Source organism: Erwinia sp. JUb26, from assembly GCF_003751505.1.
In the GTDB taxonomy this organism is placed as follows: Bacteria; Pseudomonadota; Gammaproteobacteria; order Enterobacterales; family Enterobacteriaceae; genus Erwinia.
This window is the reverse complement of the sequence record NZ_RJVB01000001.1, coordinates 937,304-951,733: the sequence shown is the minus strand read 5'-3', so window position 1 is coordinate 951,733 and position 14,430 is coordinate 937,304. Positions and strand designations below refer to the sequence as shown.

General features: G+C 57.0%; 12 protein-coding genes. 7 read left to right on the top strand and 5 right to left on the bottom strand.

Features of this window, described 5'->3' with window-relative positions:
* Positions 1–596 precede the first annotated feature (596 nt).
* The 6 genes from EC836_RS04540 to spy all read left to right on the top strand — a co-directional run bounded on the left by EC836_RS04540 (position 597) and on the right by spy (position 8,201).
* On the top strand, positions 597–1,817 hold the full coding sequence (locus tag EC836_RS04540) for an aspartate aminotransferase family protein (RefSeq protein ID WP_123330502.1): 1,221 nt from the start codon (positions 597–599) through the stop codon (positions 1,815–1,817).
* Positions 1,814–2,848, top strand: coding sequence for an arginine N-succinyltransferase (gene astA, locus EC836_RS04535; RefSeq protein ID WP_123330500.1), 1,035 nt, complete (start codon positions 1,814–1,816; stop codon positions 2,846–2,848). The genes EC836_RS04540 and astA overlap by 4 nt, the downstream gene beginning before the upstream one ends.
* Positions 2,845–4,314 (top strand): succinylglutamate-semialdehyde dehydrogenase, encoded by a 1,470-nt coding sequence (gene astD, locus EC836_RS04530; RefSeq protein ID WP_123330498.1) that lies wholly within the window; start codon positions 2,845–2,847, stop codon positions 4,312–4,314. The genes astA and astD overlap by 4 nt, the downstream gene beginning before the upstream one ends.
* Entirely contained in the window at positions 4,311–5,636 is a 1,326-nt protein-coding gene (gene astB, locus EC836_RS04525) for an N-succinylarginine dihydrolase (protein ID WP_123330496.1), read from the top strand. The genes astD and astB overlap by 4 nt, the downstream gene beginning before the upstream one ends.
* Positions 5,637–5,707: 71 nt before the next feature.
* Complete coding sequence (gene astE / locus EC836_RS04520) at positions 5,708–6,739, top strand: succinylglutamate desuccinylase (protein ID WP_123330493.1); 1,032 nt, start codon at positions 5,708–5,710, stop codon at positions 6,737–6,739.
* Positions 6,740–7,709: 970 nt separating this feature from the next.
* A complete protein-coding gene (gene spy / locus EC836_RS04515; RefSeq protein ID WP_123330491.1) occupies positions 7,710–8,201 on the top strand; it encodes an ATP-independent periplasmic protein-refolding chaperone Spy in 492 nt (163 codons plus the stop codon).
* Between the two features lie 90 nt (positions 8,202–8,291).
* On the opposite strand, the gene cho is transcribed toward spy, so the two are convergent.
* The 3 genes from cho to EC836_RS04500 all read right to left on the bottom strand — a co-directional run bounded on the left by cho (position 8,292) and on the right by EC836_RS04500 (position 11,653).
* Entirely contained in the window at positions 8,292–9,152 is an 861-nt protein-coding gene (cho, locus tag EC836_RS04510) for an excinuclease Cho (RefSeq protein ID WP_123330489.1), read from the bottom strand.
* A gap of 359 nt (positions 9,153–9,511) precedes the next feature.
* On the bottom strand, positions 9,512–10,339 hold the full coding sequence (gene nadE, locus EC836_RS04505) for an ammonia-dependent NAD(+) synthetase (protein ID WP_123330487.1): 828 nt from the start codon (positions 10,337–10,339) through the stop codon (positions 9,512–9,514).
* A 123-nt stretch (positions 10,340–10,462) separates the two neighbouring features.
* Positions 10,463–11,653 carry a multidrug effflux MFS transporter gene (locus tag EC836_RS04500; RefSeq protein WP_123330485.1) on the bottom strand — a complete coding sequence of 397 codons (1,191 nt, stop codon included), beginning with the start codon at positions 11,651–11,653 and terminating at the stop codon, positions 10,463–10,465.
* A gap of 307 nt (positions 11,654–11,960) precedes the next feature.
* Here EC836_RS04500 and osmE point away from each other — a divergent pair, with 307 nt between their 5' ends.
* Positions 11,961–12,296 carry an osmotically-inducible lipoprotein OsmE gene (gene osmE / locus EC836_RS04495; protein ID WP_123330483.1) on the top strand — a complete coding sequence of 112 codons (336 nt, stop codon included), beginning with the start codon at positions 11,961–11,963 and terminating at the stop codon, positions 12,294–12,296.
* Positions 12,297–12,413: 117 nt separating this feature from the next.
* On the opposite strand, the gene EC836_RS04490 is transcribed toward osmE, so the two are convergent.
* Positions 12,414–12,791: a DUF6515 family protein gene (locus tag EC836_RS04490; RefSeq protein WP_123330481.1), complete on the bottom strand. Its 378-nt coding sequence runs from the start codon at positions 12,789–12,791 to the stop codon at positions 12,414–12,416.
* A gap of 168 nt (positions 12,792–12,959) precedes the next feature.
* Positions 12,960–14,357 carry an L-cystine transporter gene (locus EC836_RS04485; RefSeq protein ID WP_123330479.1) on the bottom strand — a complete coding sequence of 466 codons (1,398 nt, stop codon included), beginning with the start codon at positions 14,355–14,357 and terminating at the stop codon, positions 12,960–12,962.
* Between the last annotated feature and the right edge of the window lie 73 nt (positions 14,358–14,430).

Sequence of the window (14,430 nt, the reverse complement as noted above, 5' to 3'; positions counted from 1 at the left end):
TATTTATCGCATTATGGGTAATTATTGAACGGTTTGAGTGATTTTTGTTTTATGGTTAATTATCGAAATTGGGTTAATGCTATTTATCGTAAAGCTTTTTCATTAACACAAAATGTCCATATGTAATGTCTGTGTTTTTAGGGTTTTTTAATTAATAAATCTAAATAATACAGGGTGGGATTATAAGGCTGAGTGTTAAAAAATGATTTCTTCAGCGAGTTTACGCTGAAGACGCGGCATGCACGGTTCTGGTGCGCAAGTGCTGCATTATGGTGCGTTAACTTCCTCTTTTTACGGCCGAATTCTATCAGCGATCACATAAACAATATTTTATTTTACCAATGCATAATTCCTCTTTTTTTTGTGTGGCTAAGCCGGGGATTTACATTGATATTCACTTTTTATGCATTTTGTGTGAATAGTGACTTGTTGTAAGTTATTGATATTAGGTTGTTGAAATTGGTTTATGCATTTTTTTGCTGGCTGGCACGCTCTGTGCAATTTACAGTAGAGCTGCAATGAATCATTTCATTAACATTTAATACACCTTTAGTTCACCATGAAAACTAAAGGGTTAAGCGATAAACGAGGCCGCTATGCAACCGTCAATCTCCCGTGAAAATTTCGATCAATGGATTGTTCCAACTTACGCCCCTGCCAGCTTTATTCCGGTGCGGGCGGAAGGCTCAACGCTATGGGACCAGGAAGGGAAGTCGTATATCGACTTCGCCGGGGGAATTGCGGTGAATGCGTTGGGCCATGCTCACCCCGACCTGCAGCTCGCCCTGCAGCAGCAGGCCGCGCTGCTGTGGCATACCGGTAATGGTTATACCAATGAGCCAATCCTGCGGCTGGCAAAACAGCTGGTGGATGCCACCTTCGCAGACCGTGCGTTCTTCTGTAACTCTGGTGCGGAAGCTAACGAAGCAGCGCTAAAGCTGGCGCGTAAGGTGGCCCACGACGGCGGCGATGTGCAGAAAAATGGCATCGTGGCGTTTAACAATGCGTTTCACGGCCGCACGCTATTCACCGTTTCCGCCGGTGGCCAGCCTGCCTATTCGAAAGACTTCGCCCCGCTGCCGGGAGGCATTCAGCACGCGGTTTACAACGACCTGGCCTCTGCGGCGGCGCTGATTAACGACCAGACCTGTGCGGTGATTGTTGAGCCGATTCAGGGGGAAGGAGGGGTGGTGCCTGCTGAACCGGCCTTCCTGCGCGGCCTGCGTGAACTCTGTGATAAACATCAGGCGCTGCTGATTTTTGACGAAGTGCAGAGCGGCGTGGGCCGTACCGGCTCGCTGTATGCCTACATGCATTATGGCGTGACGCCTGATGTGCTGACCACGGCTAAAGCGCTCGGCGGCGGTTTCCCGATTGGTGCCATGCTGACCACCGAAAGCCTTGCTGCGCATCTGAATATCGGCAGCCACGGTACCACTTACGGCGGTAACCCGCTGGCCGGTGCGGTCGGTGGCAAAGTGATGGAGCTGATCAACCGTCCGGAAATTCTGGCAGGCGTGGCGGAGCGTCACCGCTGGTTTGTTGACGGCCTGAATGAGATCAATCAGCGCCTGCAGTTGTTCAGCGAAATCCGTGGGCTGGGCCTGCTGATCGGCTGCGTGCTGAATCAGGATTACAGCGGTAAAGCCAAACTGATTAACCAGGCCGCCGCGCGTGAAGGCCTGATGGTACTGATCGCCGGGGCTAACGTCGTGCGATTTGCCCCGTCGCTGATTATCACTAAACAGGAAGTCGCGGAGGGGCTGGCACGCTTCGAACGCGCCTGCCTGGCCGTAACTCAAGGAGCCGCCGTATGATGTTTATTCGTCCCGTTGAACGAGACGATCTGGCTCAGCTGATGAACCTCGCCGGTAAAACCGGCGGGGGACTGACCTCTCTGCCCGTTGACAGCGATACGCTGTCAGCGCGTATCGAACGTTCATTAATGACCTGGCAGGGAAAACTGCCGCGGGCTGAACAGGGATACGTTTTTGTGCTGGCAGACGGAGATACCGGTAAAGCGGTAGGGATCTGTGCCATCGAAGTGGCGGTGGGTTTGCAGGATCCCTGGTACAACTTTCGCGTCGGCACCCAGGTGCATGCCTCGAAAGAGTTGAACGTTTATAACATGTTGCCGACGCTGTCGTTAAGTAACGACCACACCGGCAGCAGCGAGCTGTGTACGCTGTTCCTTGACCCGGGCTACCGTAACGGTAAGAACGGCTATCTGCTGTCTAAATCGCGCTTCTTATTTATGGCGGCGTTTCGCGACCGCTTTATGCAAAAAATCGTCGCGGAGATGCGCGGCGTCAGTGATGAAAACGGCCATTCGCCGTTCTGGGACAGCGTCGGCAGCCGCTTTTTCTCCATGTCATTCAGCGATGCCGACTATCTGAGCGGCACCGGGCAAAAGGCGTTTATCGCCGAGCTGATGCCTAAACATCCCTTATATATTGATTACCTGTCGCCGGAAGCCCGTGCGGTGATCGGTCAGGTTCATCCGCAGACGGCCCCGGCGCGGGCGGTGCTGGAGGCGGAGGGCTTCCGCTTCCAGAATTATGTCGACATTTTCGACGGTGGCCCGACCCTGGAGTGCGATATCGATCGCGTTCGTGCGATCCGTAAAAGCCGCGAGCTGGTGGTTGAGCTGAACGAACAGCAGGATGAGACGCTACCGCTCTGCCTGGTGGCAAATCAGCACTATCAGCAGTTCCGCGTGATGCTGCTACCGGCCGATATGCAGAGCGGCACCCTTGCCGTCACTGCCGCTCAGGCCGAAATTTTACAATGCCAGGCAGGAGAGAACCTGCGGGTAGTGACACTTTATCGTGAGGAGAAAACAGCATGACGCACTGTATTAATGGTCAGTGGCTGACCGGCGGCGGTGAGACCATCGGTAAACTGGACCCGGTAAAGGGGGAACTGCTGTGGCAGGGTAAATCTGCCACCGCTGCACAGGTCTCCGACGCCTGCGAAGCCGCCCGTGCGGCTTTTTCTGCCTGGGCCCGTCGGCCGTTTGCCGATCGCCAGGCGATCGTTGACAAGTTTGCGCAGCAGCTGGAAAAAAATAAGAGCGAGCTGAGCGAAACGATCTCGCGCGAAACCGGCAAGCCGCGCTGGGAAACGCTGACCGAAGTGCAGGCGATGATCAATAAAGTGGCGATTTCGCTGCGCGCTTATCATGCCCGCACCGGCGAGCAGGCCGAAGGTGAAAGCTCTCTGCGCCACCGTCCTCACGGCGTGATGGCGGTCTTCGGGCCGTACAATTTCCCGGGGCATTTACCTAACGGGCATATTGTTCCCGCGCTGCTGGCCGGGAATACCGTGGTCTTTAAGCCGAGCGAGCTAACGCCGCTGACCGCTGAACTGACCGTGAAGCTGTGGATCAATGCCGGCCTGCCCGCCGGGGTGATTAACCTGCTGCAGGGCGGCCGCGACACCGGCCAGGCGCTGGCGCAGGATGCGCTTATTGACGGCGTGCTGTTTACCGGCAGTGCGGCAACCGGCTATCAGCTGCATCGTCAGCTGGCCGGGAAACCGGAGAAAATGCTGGCGCTGGAAATGGGCGGCAATAACCCGCTGATCGTCGAAGATCCTGACGATATTGACGCTGCTGTGCATATCGCCGTGCAGTCCGCTTTTATCAGTGCCGGGCAGCGCTGTACCTGCGCCCGCCGTTTGTTAGTGAAAAACGGTGCCGCCGGGGATGCCTTCCTGGCGCGTCTGGTTGAAGTGGCAGCACGTATTCGCACCGGCGGCTGGAATGATGAACCTCAGCCGTTTATGGGCAGCGTGATTTCATTGTCGGCGGCGGAAAAAATCTATGCCGAATGGCAGGCGCGGGTGGATGCTGGTGGCCGGGTGTTGCTGCCGATGCAGTGGCCTCAGCGCGATAGCGCGATCCTGACCCCGGGGATTATTGACGTGACCGGGCTGCAAAATCTGCCGGATGAAGAGGTCTTTGGCCCGCTGCTGGCGGTGATCCGCTACGACGATTTTGACACGGCAATTCGCCTCGCCAATCAGACCCGCTACGGTCTGGCCTGCGGCCTGATTTCACCGCAGCGCGAGAAGTTTGAGCACCTGCTGATTGAGGCGCGTGCCGGAATTGTGAACTGGAATAAACCATTGACCGGTGCTGCCAGTACCGCACCGTTTGGCGGCATTGGTGCCTCTGGCAACCATCGTGCCAGCGCCTGGTACGCGGCGGATTACTGCGCGTGGCCGATGGCGACGCTGGAGTCGGCCGATCTCAGCCTGCCAGCAACCTTATCACCGGGGCTGGATTTCAGCGCTGAAGGAGAGACGCGATGAGCGCTCGTGAAGTGAATTTCGATGGTTTGCCGGGGTTAACCCACCATTACGCCGGATTGTCGTTTGGTAATGAGGCCTCAACCCGCAATCAGCATCAGATGTCTAACCCTAAACTGGCCGCGCAGCAGGGGCTGGTCAAAATGAAAACCCTGGCGGATCTGGGTTTTGCCCAGGGAGTGATCCCACCGCATGAGCGGCCAAATGTCGACGCGCTGCGGCAGATCGGTTTCACCGGCAGCGATGCGCAGGTGGTGGCTCAGGCGGCAAAACAGGCCCCGCAGCTGCTTTCCGCCGTCAGCTCTGCCTCTTCCATGTGGGTGGCGAATGCCGCTACGGTTTCGCCGTCGGCTGACAGTGCCGATGGCCGTGTGCACCTGACGGTCGCTAACCTGAACAACAAGTTCCACCGGGCGATAGAAGCACCGACCACGGCGAATCTGCTGCGGGCGATTTTCCGCGATGGCAACCATTTCTCCGTGCACGATGCGCTGCCGCAGGTGGCGATGTTTGGGGACGAGGGCGCGGCCAACCACAACCGTTTCAGCCACGGCTACGGCGAAGCGGGCGTGCAGATGTTTGTCTATGGCCGCAGCGAGCGGGGCGGAGTGGCCCCGACGCGCTATCCGGCTCGCCAGACGCTGGAGGCCAGCGAAGCGGTGGCGCGTCTGCACCAGCTCGATCCGGCCCGCACAGTATTTGCCCAGCAGAATCCGGCGGTGATCGACCAGGGCGTATTCCATAATGATGTCATCGCCGTGAGTAATCAGCAGGCGCTGTTCTGTCATCAGCATGCATTCTTAAATCAGCCGCAGCTGCTGGCCGAACTGGCCGAAAAACTTCCTGGCTTTACGGCGATCGAGGTGCCGGATAATCGCGTCAGCGTGGCGGATGCGGTGTCCACCTATCTGTTCAACAGCCAGCTGCTGAGCAAGCCGGATGGCAAAATGCTGCTGGTATTGCCGGAGGAGGCGCGTCGCCATGCGGGCGTCTGGAACTGGCTTAATGAGCTGATCGTCAGCGGCAGTCCGATTGATGAGCTGAAGGTGTTCGATTTGCGCGAAAGTATGTTCAACGGCGGTGGCCCGGCATGTTTGCGCCTGCGGGTGGCGTTGAACGAGGCGCAGCAGGCGGCGGTCAATCCGTCAGTGATGATGAACGACCGGCTGTTCAGCACGCTGAACGAGTGGGTCGATCGACACTATCGCGATCGGCTGTCGCAGGCCGATCTCGCCGACCCGCAGCTGCTGCTGGAAGGGCGTACCGCACTTGACGAACTGACTAAGCTGCTAAACTTAGGCAACGTATACCGTTTTCAGCAGTAACGCGATCGTTGCAGGGCCGGGGAGCTTCCCCGGTCCCTCAGGGCTGAGCGGCGATGCATAAAGGAGTACTGATGCAAGATTTTCTCACCTTAACTCTCGCCGGTGAGCGGCCCTCCGCCGTTGCCGGGCGTAATGCGCAGCTGAGCTGGCGATGGATCGATGAAGGGATTCTGGAACTGACGCCGCATCACCCGGCGCAGATGGCACTGGTGATTTCCACCGGCATCCACGGTAATGAAACGGCTCCCGTCGAAATTGTCGATCGGCTGCTGAATTCGCTGCTGAGCGGTGAGACGCCGCTGGTGGCGCGCCTGCTGGTGATTTACGGCAATCCGGCGGCTCTGCGGCAGAATAAGCGCTATGTGCATGGCGATATGAACAGAATGTTTGGCGGCCGGTGGCAGCAGTACGAAGACTGTCCGGAAGCACGCCGTGCCTGGCGTCTGGAGCAGGCGATGGAGAATTTCTGGCAGGTGAGCGAGCATGACGAAGTGCGCTGGCATATTGATATGCATACGGCGATTCGCGGTTCGTATCATCCGCGTTTTGGCGTGATGCCGCAGCGTGAAACACCGTGGCCGGAGGATTTCCTTTACTGGCTGGGCGCTGCCGGGCTGGAGGCGCTGGTGTTCCACCGCGCGCCGGGTGGAACCTACACCCATTACAGCAGCCATCATTTCCACGCTGCCAGCTGTACGCTGGAGCTGGGTAAGGCGCAGCCGTTTGGCCATAACGATCTGGCGCAGTTTTCCGCCACGGCTCAGGCGCTGACTGCGCTGATCAGCGGCGGCACGCTGCCTGCGGTGGTGGCACCGCCGCTGCGCTATCGGGTTTCTCAACAGATCACCCGGCATTCGGATCGTTTCGTGCTGCATATGGGCGGAGAGACGCTGAATTTTACCGCGTTCGCGCAGGGGACACTGTTGGCTGAAGATGGTGATACGCAGTATTACGTGCAGCAGGCGCGTGAGTATGTGCTGTTCCCGAATCCGAATGTGGCTGAAGGTTTACGGGCCGGGTTGATGCTGGTGGCGGAGGATGCCAGTGAGGTGATTGATGTGCCAGAGGCTGAGGGATTCAGCGTTGTCAGTCCGCCAGCGTGAGTGGCGAGGATCTGTTTAAGCACCTTTCTAAATAGTTCAGTTCGTTCATACTGACTGGTGTCGCTGTGAAATCGGTGACTGGCTGAGCCTCTGTGGCCGCGATCGGGCGATCCTCGGCCGTGCTTAGCCCGGTACCTTCGATTGCAGCACCCGGCCTGCCGGACCGCCGGCGACGTCTCATCCCTGACCCGACGCAGCCTTACGCCAACGTCCTGTTGGCGTATCCTGGCCGGATGCTTCCATCTCAGCGCTGCGGATGCCCTGTAGCGTCCGCAGAGCCTCGCCTGCTCTATACTTGTCGCTATTTTAAAATCGCATATACGAAAAATAACAAAAGCAGGGTGGGAGCCGCGGTGCTGCTGTGGCATTGGCGACTGGCTAAGCCTCTGCGGCCGCAATATCTTTGTCGCTGTCTTTTAACAGGCAACTCAGGAGTACAAGAGCGGGCTGGCGGTTCCCCCGTCTGGCAATCCACAGCGCTGAACGCAGAGAGGAAGCCAGGATGTGCCCGCAGGACGCGGGCGCAAGGCTCGGTCGGCGCAGGGACGCGACGTCTGAGCCGGTCCGGCAGGCTGACGAACGAAGTGAAGGTACCGCACAGCGGCGCGAGGACCCGCCAAACGTGGGAACCGCCAGCCTGCTCAGAGCACCTTATCGCCACAAATCCTGAACTCAAATACCCATGCGGCAGGCATTCGCAGAAAAGTGTAAAGCGCTTAACTTTTTCCTTCCGAAATCCCGCCCGGGCGATTACACTCCTCCATATTCCCTGCATAAACCCCTTCAAATTCATATTCTTTTGCAATTCTTCACCAAAATCTTCTCATTCTCTTCATGATTGGCTTCAAATTGTCTTTTATGCTTTCAGGCCTTTACTCACCCTCTGAGTACTTGACGTTGGGGGACGTAAACTTGCTTTCGACAACGCGACAACCGGGTCGCCATAGAAATGAAACATAAGGACAATACTATGCGTAAATTAACCTCCCTGTTTGTTGCTGCCACGCTGGCAGTGGGTGCAGCCAATATCGTTCATGCTGCAAACGACAACCTGACTCCGCCTCCTGCCGGTGGCGACAAACCGATGATGCATAAGCCACCTCGTCACGGCGGCGGTATGCACGATATGTTTAAAGGTCTGAATCTGACCGACGCACAGAAGCAGCAGATTCGTACCATCATGAAAGAGTCGCACAAGGACATGAAACGTCCACCGCTGGAAGAGCGCCGTGCGATGCATAGCATCATTGCTTCTGACAGCTTCGACCGTGCTAAAGCCGAAGCGCAGGCAACGCAGATGTCCGCCAACGGTAAAGAACGCGCGCTGTCGATGCTGGAAACACAGAACAAAATGTATAACGTGCTGACCCCCGAGCAGAAAAAACAGTTTAACCAGAACTTTGAGAAACGTCTGACTGAAAAACCGCAGCACGACGGTAAAATGCCTCCAGCAGACGACTAATCCTCGCTGAACGTATTTGAAACCGCCGGTGTTGCTCACCTCCGCCCTCAGGGCAGTGGGCAGCACCGGCGGTTTTGTTTGCTTTGCAGCTCAAAGCGCCACGATTGGCAGTTTACCGGCGATCAGCGGCTTGCTGAGGATCTTATAGCCGTCGCTGTCAAACCCGGGTAGCGCGGTACTGAGCACTGCGGCTTCAGCGATATCGCTGACCGAACCCAGATAGAGCCAGTTGTTAATCACGTGGATCTGCTTCTGACCCATCCCTTCTTCAATCACGCCAACGGCACCCTGCCACGGCCAGCACTGCACGCGCACCGCTTCCAGCGCGGCCAGCAATCGTTGCTGATGTGCTTCCACGCTCTCCTTGCCGCAACAGGCTCCGGCACAGCGCCGCAGCGCGGACCGGAAACAGCCGCGACCGGCGGTCAGCGGTTCCATACCCAATAATCCGTAGCAAAGCTGCTGTTCATCGGCGATTTTTTGTAAATGCTGTAGCGCAGCACGACGATTGGCATACAGACCGAACAGGTTCGGCGTATGTGAGAAATCAACCTCTTTGGCGTACACCACCTGTGGGCGCTGATTCACCAACTGCAGGGCGCAAAGCTGGCGGTTTTTACGCAGCCGTTTGTTAAACAGCGGCTGCTGAATTTTGATCATCTGCGCTTCCAGCAGCAGCGCGCCCAGTTCGCCGGCCGTGGTAATGAAGCTGATACGCGTTGACTGGCGCAGCATTTTCGCTTCATCAGCGGTGCGCAGATGCGACATCACCCGGCTGCGAATGTTGACGCTTTTGCCTATGTAGAGCGGCAGGCTGTCGCTGTCACCGTGAAAGGTGTATACGCCGGGCAGGTTAGGGAGATCGTCTATCCACGGGCGCAGATGCTCGGGATACTGATAGATGGCCGCCGCTTCAAATTCCAGGCGGTGGCTGACGATTTTTTTGACCACTACGGACTCCAGTTACTGGTTGTGCATACAGTATAGCAGAAATAATAGTCAGCTGTGAGCAGTGGGCAGAATCAGGGGGCGGGGAAGTCGGACCCAGGAGGGCATAAGCAGAGAACAGGACGCCTGATGTAGTTAACAGGAAGCAGGTAACAGAAGTCGTCAGCAGGAACAGGGGAAGTAGCGATAAGGTGGAAACAGATGATTGGCAGTTGGAAACTGGGATGATGTGAGGTGCCGATATAAAAGCGGCTCGCAGTGAGCCGCATTATTATCGAGTCAGTTAACCGCCTGAACGACCATCGTTGCCGTCAGGCAATGACGCCGAACTGTTTACCGGCACCGCCAGAACAATTACCGGGTTATTTTTTCCAGAAATCATCAAACACGGTAATCGGCGTGCGGCGTTTATGCTCGGTTTTCTGATACCAGCCTTCGATGATTTTCGCTGCGGCAGGATCGATCGTTTCCCCTTCCAGATAGCGGTCGATCAGCTGGTAGGTGACGCCGAGCGCCACTTCATCCTGCAGGCCGGGACGATTATCTTCCAGGTCCGCGGTGGGCTGTTTCAGATACAGGTGTTCCGGGCAGCCCAGCGCTTTCAGCAACTGTTTTCCCTGTCCCTTATTCAGACGGAAAATCGGGTTGATATCGGTGCCGCCGTCGCCGTACTTGGTGAAGAAGCCGGTCAGCGCTTCGGCCGCATGGTCGGTGCCCACCACGACGCCCGCCGTCATCCCGGCGATGCTGTACTGCGCTTTCATCCGTTCACGAGCCTTTTCATTGCCGCGAATAAAGTCAGACAGCGTGATACCGGCATCACGCAACGCCTGCTCGCTGGCCAGCACCGCCTGCTTGATATTCACCGTCAGCACGCGGTCCGGCTGGATAAAGCCAATCGCATCCTGGCAGTCCTGCTCATCGGCCTGCACGCCATAGGGCAGACGCACGGCGATAAACTGATAGCTGGTATCCGCCGTTTCTTCGCGCAGTTCGTTAATCGCGGTCTGGCACAGCTTTCCGGTCAGCGTTGAGTCCTGTCCGCCGCTGATGCCAAGCACCAGGGTTTTCAAAAACGGATACGTTTTCAGGTAGGACTTAAGAAATTCAACGCTGGTGCGAATTTCTGCACGTGCATCGATAACCGGTTTGACACCTAATGCCGCAATAATGTCCTGTTGCAGAGCCATTTACCTCTCCTCAGATTCAGCGCCGACGGACGGCAGCCAGTAATATTATGTCTGTTTAAGCTAACGCGCCCGGCGCGAAACAACAATCTTCACGCGCGATGTTTACCACCGACTGCTGACAAATCAGACTTTTTTCGGCTTTTGTGCCAGCAGCGTAAACATCACGATAGCCAGCATGTAGCAGCCAAAAATGGTGGCCGCCATGGTCATTACCGAGGTGCCACCGATGCCGGTCACCGGCACGCTGATGCCGCCGAGGGTAAACATCGCTACGCCCAGCACCGCTGACGCGCTGCCCGCCCGATGTCCCTGGCTTTGCATCGCCAGTGAGGAGGCGGTGACCGAAATCACCCCGTTGCTGGCTACGCTGAAGAACAGGGCAATCAGCACCAGCGGCAGCGCGGCGGCGGTGAGGCCCGCCAGCAGCAGAGTGCCTGATGAGATAAATGCCAGCATCAGGCCGCCCTTCAGTACCCGGTATTCACCCCATAGCGGGCAGAGGCGCGCACTCAACTGAGATGCAATAATCAGGCCTACGCCGTTAGCCGCAAAGCAGAAACTGAACGCCTGCGGGGACAGATGATAGATCTCCTGCAGGACAAACGGCGATGCGCCGATGTAGGCAAACATGCCCGACATCATAAAGCCCTGGGTCAGGCAGAAGCCCATAAACGGGCGATGGGTGATAACCTGGCCCAGCGCCGCCCAGGCGGAGAGAATACTTCCCTGGCTGCGGCGTTCAGGGGCTAGCGTTTCGTGCAGCTTGAGCTTAGCCAGAATAAACAGCAGAACGGCGATTACCGCCAGCGCCATAAACAGCCCGCGCCAGTTGAGGAAGGTCATCAGCGCGCCGCCCATCACCGGTGCAGCAATCGGGGCCAGGCCGTTCACCAGCATCAGCAGGGCAAAAAAGCGTGTCAGCTCATGCCCGGTGTACATATCGCGGGCAATCGCGCGCGACAGTACGGCTCCGCCTGCGCCCGCCATGCCCTCGAACAGGCGCGCCAGCAGCAGCTGGTGGATGTCCTGCGCCAGCGCGCAGCCAATGGAAGCAATCAGCAGCAGAATCAGCGACAGAAGCAGAGGGCGGATACGGCCGTATTTATCGCTGAGTGGGCCAAAGAACAGCTGGCCGAGACCCAGACCCAGCAGCCCGGCGGTGAGGCTCAATTGGGCGGTAGCGGTTGGCGTTTGTAAATCGCTGGCCAGTTCCGGCAGTGCCGGGAGATAAAGGTCAATGCACAGCGGGCCGAGCGCCGCGAGAAGGCCGAGCGTAATGGCGTAGCCAAGACGTTTTGGAGATGCAGGTGTCATGAATCCTCTGAATGAAATAGCAGGTGGTAGTTCTGTTGATCGAGCGGGTGCTGCGTTTCGGCTGATGCTTCCGCAGGGCAGGCATCGCGCGCTTGTTGATGCATGCTGGATGGCCCTCCGCGACCGGGTATTTATACCCTGCGCGGCAACCGTTATGGGTGAAAACAGGGGTGTGAACGTTCATTCTCAATGAAAGAAGTATAAGGCCAGCGGCAGTCAATCTGTAATATTTTCACCAGTTAAAGTTGAAAATCCGGCACTTATATTCCAGGCTTAATCGACATGGACAATAAATGAGGAATAACATATGCGTAAATTGACGGGATTGATGGGTGCTGCGTTAACACTGGCCGTTTTATCAGGCTGTACCGCTTACGATCGTGCCGAAAGCTATGTCACCAAGCCGGTGGTACAGGATGTGAAAAAAGGCATGACCCGCCAGCAGGTCCGCGATATCGCGGGTCCGCCGTCGACGGAAATCACCATGGTTCACGCACGTGGAACCTGTCAGACCTACGTTCTGGGTGAGCGAGACGGCAAACAGCAGACCTATTTCGTGAGCTACGGCGATACCGGGAGAGTGTTGAACTACGGCTTCCAGAGCTGTAAAGAATACGATACCGATCCGCAGGCAGGGCAGTAATCCTGCAAAGCGCTAACTAAAGACGGTTAACATCTTGAATATAAACGGCAACGCTCTGTAATAAGCGTTGCCGTTTTGCTTTGCGCCCAGCCATCCCTGTCTGCGCCCTGTAGACAATCACAGTCCCGGTGGGCGTGGCACTTCCAGATACTCACCATTGATGTTGCGGCGATAGTAGTGGCCGTCCTGCACGTAATAACGTTCGCCGTTGTAGTCCAGCGCACGCATATCGGTGACCCGATCTACCGGGCGATCGACGACGACATAGGTGTTGTCGTTCTGCCGCTGGTAGTAGTTGCCGTTCAGCACATAGTAGGTCAGTCCGCCAATCAGCACTGCCGCCGCCGCGTCAGGCAGGAACGACAGTCTTCCCGGTCCGCCGCCGCCGTGCCAGCCAGGACCCGGGCCGGATGGACCCCAGCCTCCCGGATGGGCGGATGCCAGCACGGGGGCCAGCAGGGATAAGGCGAGCAGGGTGGTCATCACCTTTTTCATAATTAGTTCTCCAGGTTCTTTGCGCTAGCATCGTCCTAAGCTTCGTGAAATACAAGCGGCTCCCAGTGGCTATTAGCGGCTGCTTACAGCGCTTAACGCTTCCTTAACCTGGAGGGATGATAATCCCGATGCCCATAAGGGCACCGGGTTAAAGCGGACGGCTAGCGATCAGCGCTGCGCCAGTTCGGCGTCGTTATCCGCATCGGTGTTCAGAATCTTCTTGTCGGTCTGCTTCAGCCACTGGCTGGTCAGCGTACCGGCAGTCATTGAACCGTTAACGTTAAGTGCGGTACGGCCCATGTCAATTAGCGGTTCGATGGAGATCAGCAGGGCAACCAGCGTCACCGGCAGGCCCATGGCCGGGAGCACGATCAGCGCAGCGAAGGTTGCACCGCCGCCTACGCCCGCAACGCCTGCCGAACTCAGCGTGACGATACCGACCAGGGTGGCGATCCACACCGGGTCAAACGGGTTAATGCCAATGGTTGGTGCAACCATCACCGCCAGCATTGCCGGATACAGACCGGCACAGCCGTTCTGACCGATGGTGGCACCGAATGAGGCTGCGAAGCTGGCGATGGATTCCGGCACGCCAAGACGACGGGTCTGGGCTTCCACGCTTAATGGAATGGTCGCGGCGCTGGAACGACTGGTGAAGGCAAAGGTAATCACCGGCCACACTTTACGGAAGAAGCGCAATGGGTTTACACCGTTGACCGACAGCAGCAGGGCGTGCACCGCAAACATAATGGCCAGGCCCAGATACGAAGCCAGCACAAAGCTGCCCAGCTTGATAATGTCGGTGAGGTTAGAGGTCGCCACCACTTTAGTCATCAACGCCATGACACCGTAAGGCGTTAGTTTCATGATCAGGCGCACCAGCTTCATCACCCAGGACTGCAGGGTATCGATGGCTTTCAGCACACGCTGACCTTTCTCCGCATCATCCTTCAGCAGCTGCAGTGCCGCCACGCCGAGGAAGGCAGCAAAAATCACCACACTGATAATCGAGGTTGGATTCGCGCCGGTCAGGTCGGCAAACGGGTTTTTAGGAATGAAGGAAAGCAGCAGCTGCGGCGCACTCAGATCGGCCACTTTACCCACGTAGTTGGTTTGAATCGCCGTGAGGCGCGCGGTTTCCTGCACGCCCTGCACCAGACCGCTGGCATTGAGGCCAAACAGCCAGGTGACCAGCACGCCTACCGCTGCTGAAATGGCGGTGGTAAACAGCAGCACGCCAATGGTCAGTACGCTGATTTTACCCAGCGATGAGGCATTATGCAGGCGGGCAACGGCGCTGAGTATCGAGGCAAAAACCAGCGGCATAATGATCATCTGCAGCAGCTGGACGTAGCCGTTGCCGACGAGATTGAACCAGCTGACGGATTGTTTAATCACCTCGCTGTTTTCGCCGTAAATGGTATGCAGCGCCAGGCCAAACAGGACGCCAACCACCAGGCCAACGAGGACTTTTTTCGACAGACTCCAGCCTTGGCGGCCGGTTTTTGCCAGCAGCAGTAACAGGGCGACGAAGGCCACCAGGTTAAGAATGAGCGGGAAATTCATTAAGGCATTCTCCAAAAGTGACGGCGTAAGCGCCGTCAAAACGGTTGACAGTTAATTTCTGTCGCGTAGCAAG

Bases quoted from the DNA above. Each gene is read 5' to 3' on its own strand.
- astA (WP_123330500.1), top strand. From the start codon at position 1,814: ATGATGTTTATTCGTCCCGTTGAACGAGACGATCTGGCTCAGCTGATG.
- nadE (WP_123330487.1), bottom strand. From the start codon at position 10,339: ATGGCTCTGCAACAGGACATTATTGCGGCATTAGGTGTCAAACCGGTT.
- EC836_RS04490 (WP_123330481.1), bottom strand. From the start codon at position 12,791: ATGAAAAAGGTGATGACCACCCTGCTCGCCTTATCCCTGCTGGCCCCC.
- osmE (WP_123330483.1), top strand. From the start codon at position 11,961: ATGCGTAAATTGACGGGATTGATGGGTGCTGCGTTAACACTGGCCGTT.
- spy (WP_123330491.1), top strand. From the start codon at position 7,710: ATGCGTAAATTAACCTCCCTGTTTGTTGCTGCCACGCTGGCAGTGGGT.
- EC836_RS04500 (WP_123330485.1), bottom strand. From the start codon at position 11,653: ATGACACCTGCATCTCCAAAACGTCTTGGCTACGCCATTACGCTCGGC.
- EC836_RS04485 (WP_123330479.1), bottom strand. From the start codon at position 14,357: ATGAATTTCCCGCTCATTCTTAACCTGGTGGCCTTCGTCGCCCTGTTA.
- astE (WP_123330493.1), top strand. From the start codon at position 5,708: ATGCAAGATTTTCTCACCTTAACTCTCGCCGGTGAGCGGCCCTCCGCC.
- astB (WP_123330496.1), top strand. From the start codon at position 4,311: ATGAGCGCTCGTGAAGTGAATTTCGATGGTTTGCCGGGGTTAACCCAC.
- astD (WP_123330498.1), top strand. From the start codon at position 2,845: ATGACGCACTGTATTAATGGTCAGTGGCTGACCGGCGGCGGTGAGACC.
- EC836_RS04540 (WP_123330502.1), top strand. From the start codon at position 597: ATGCAACCGTCAATCTCCCGTGAAAATTTCGATCAATGGATTGTTCCA.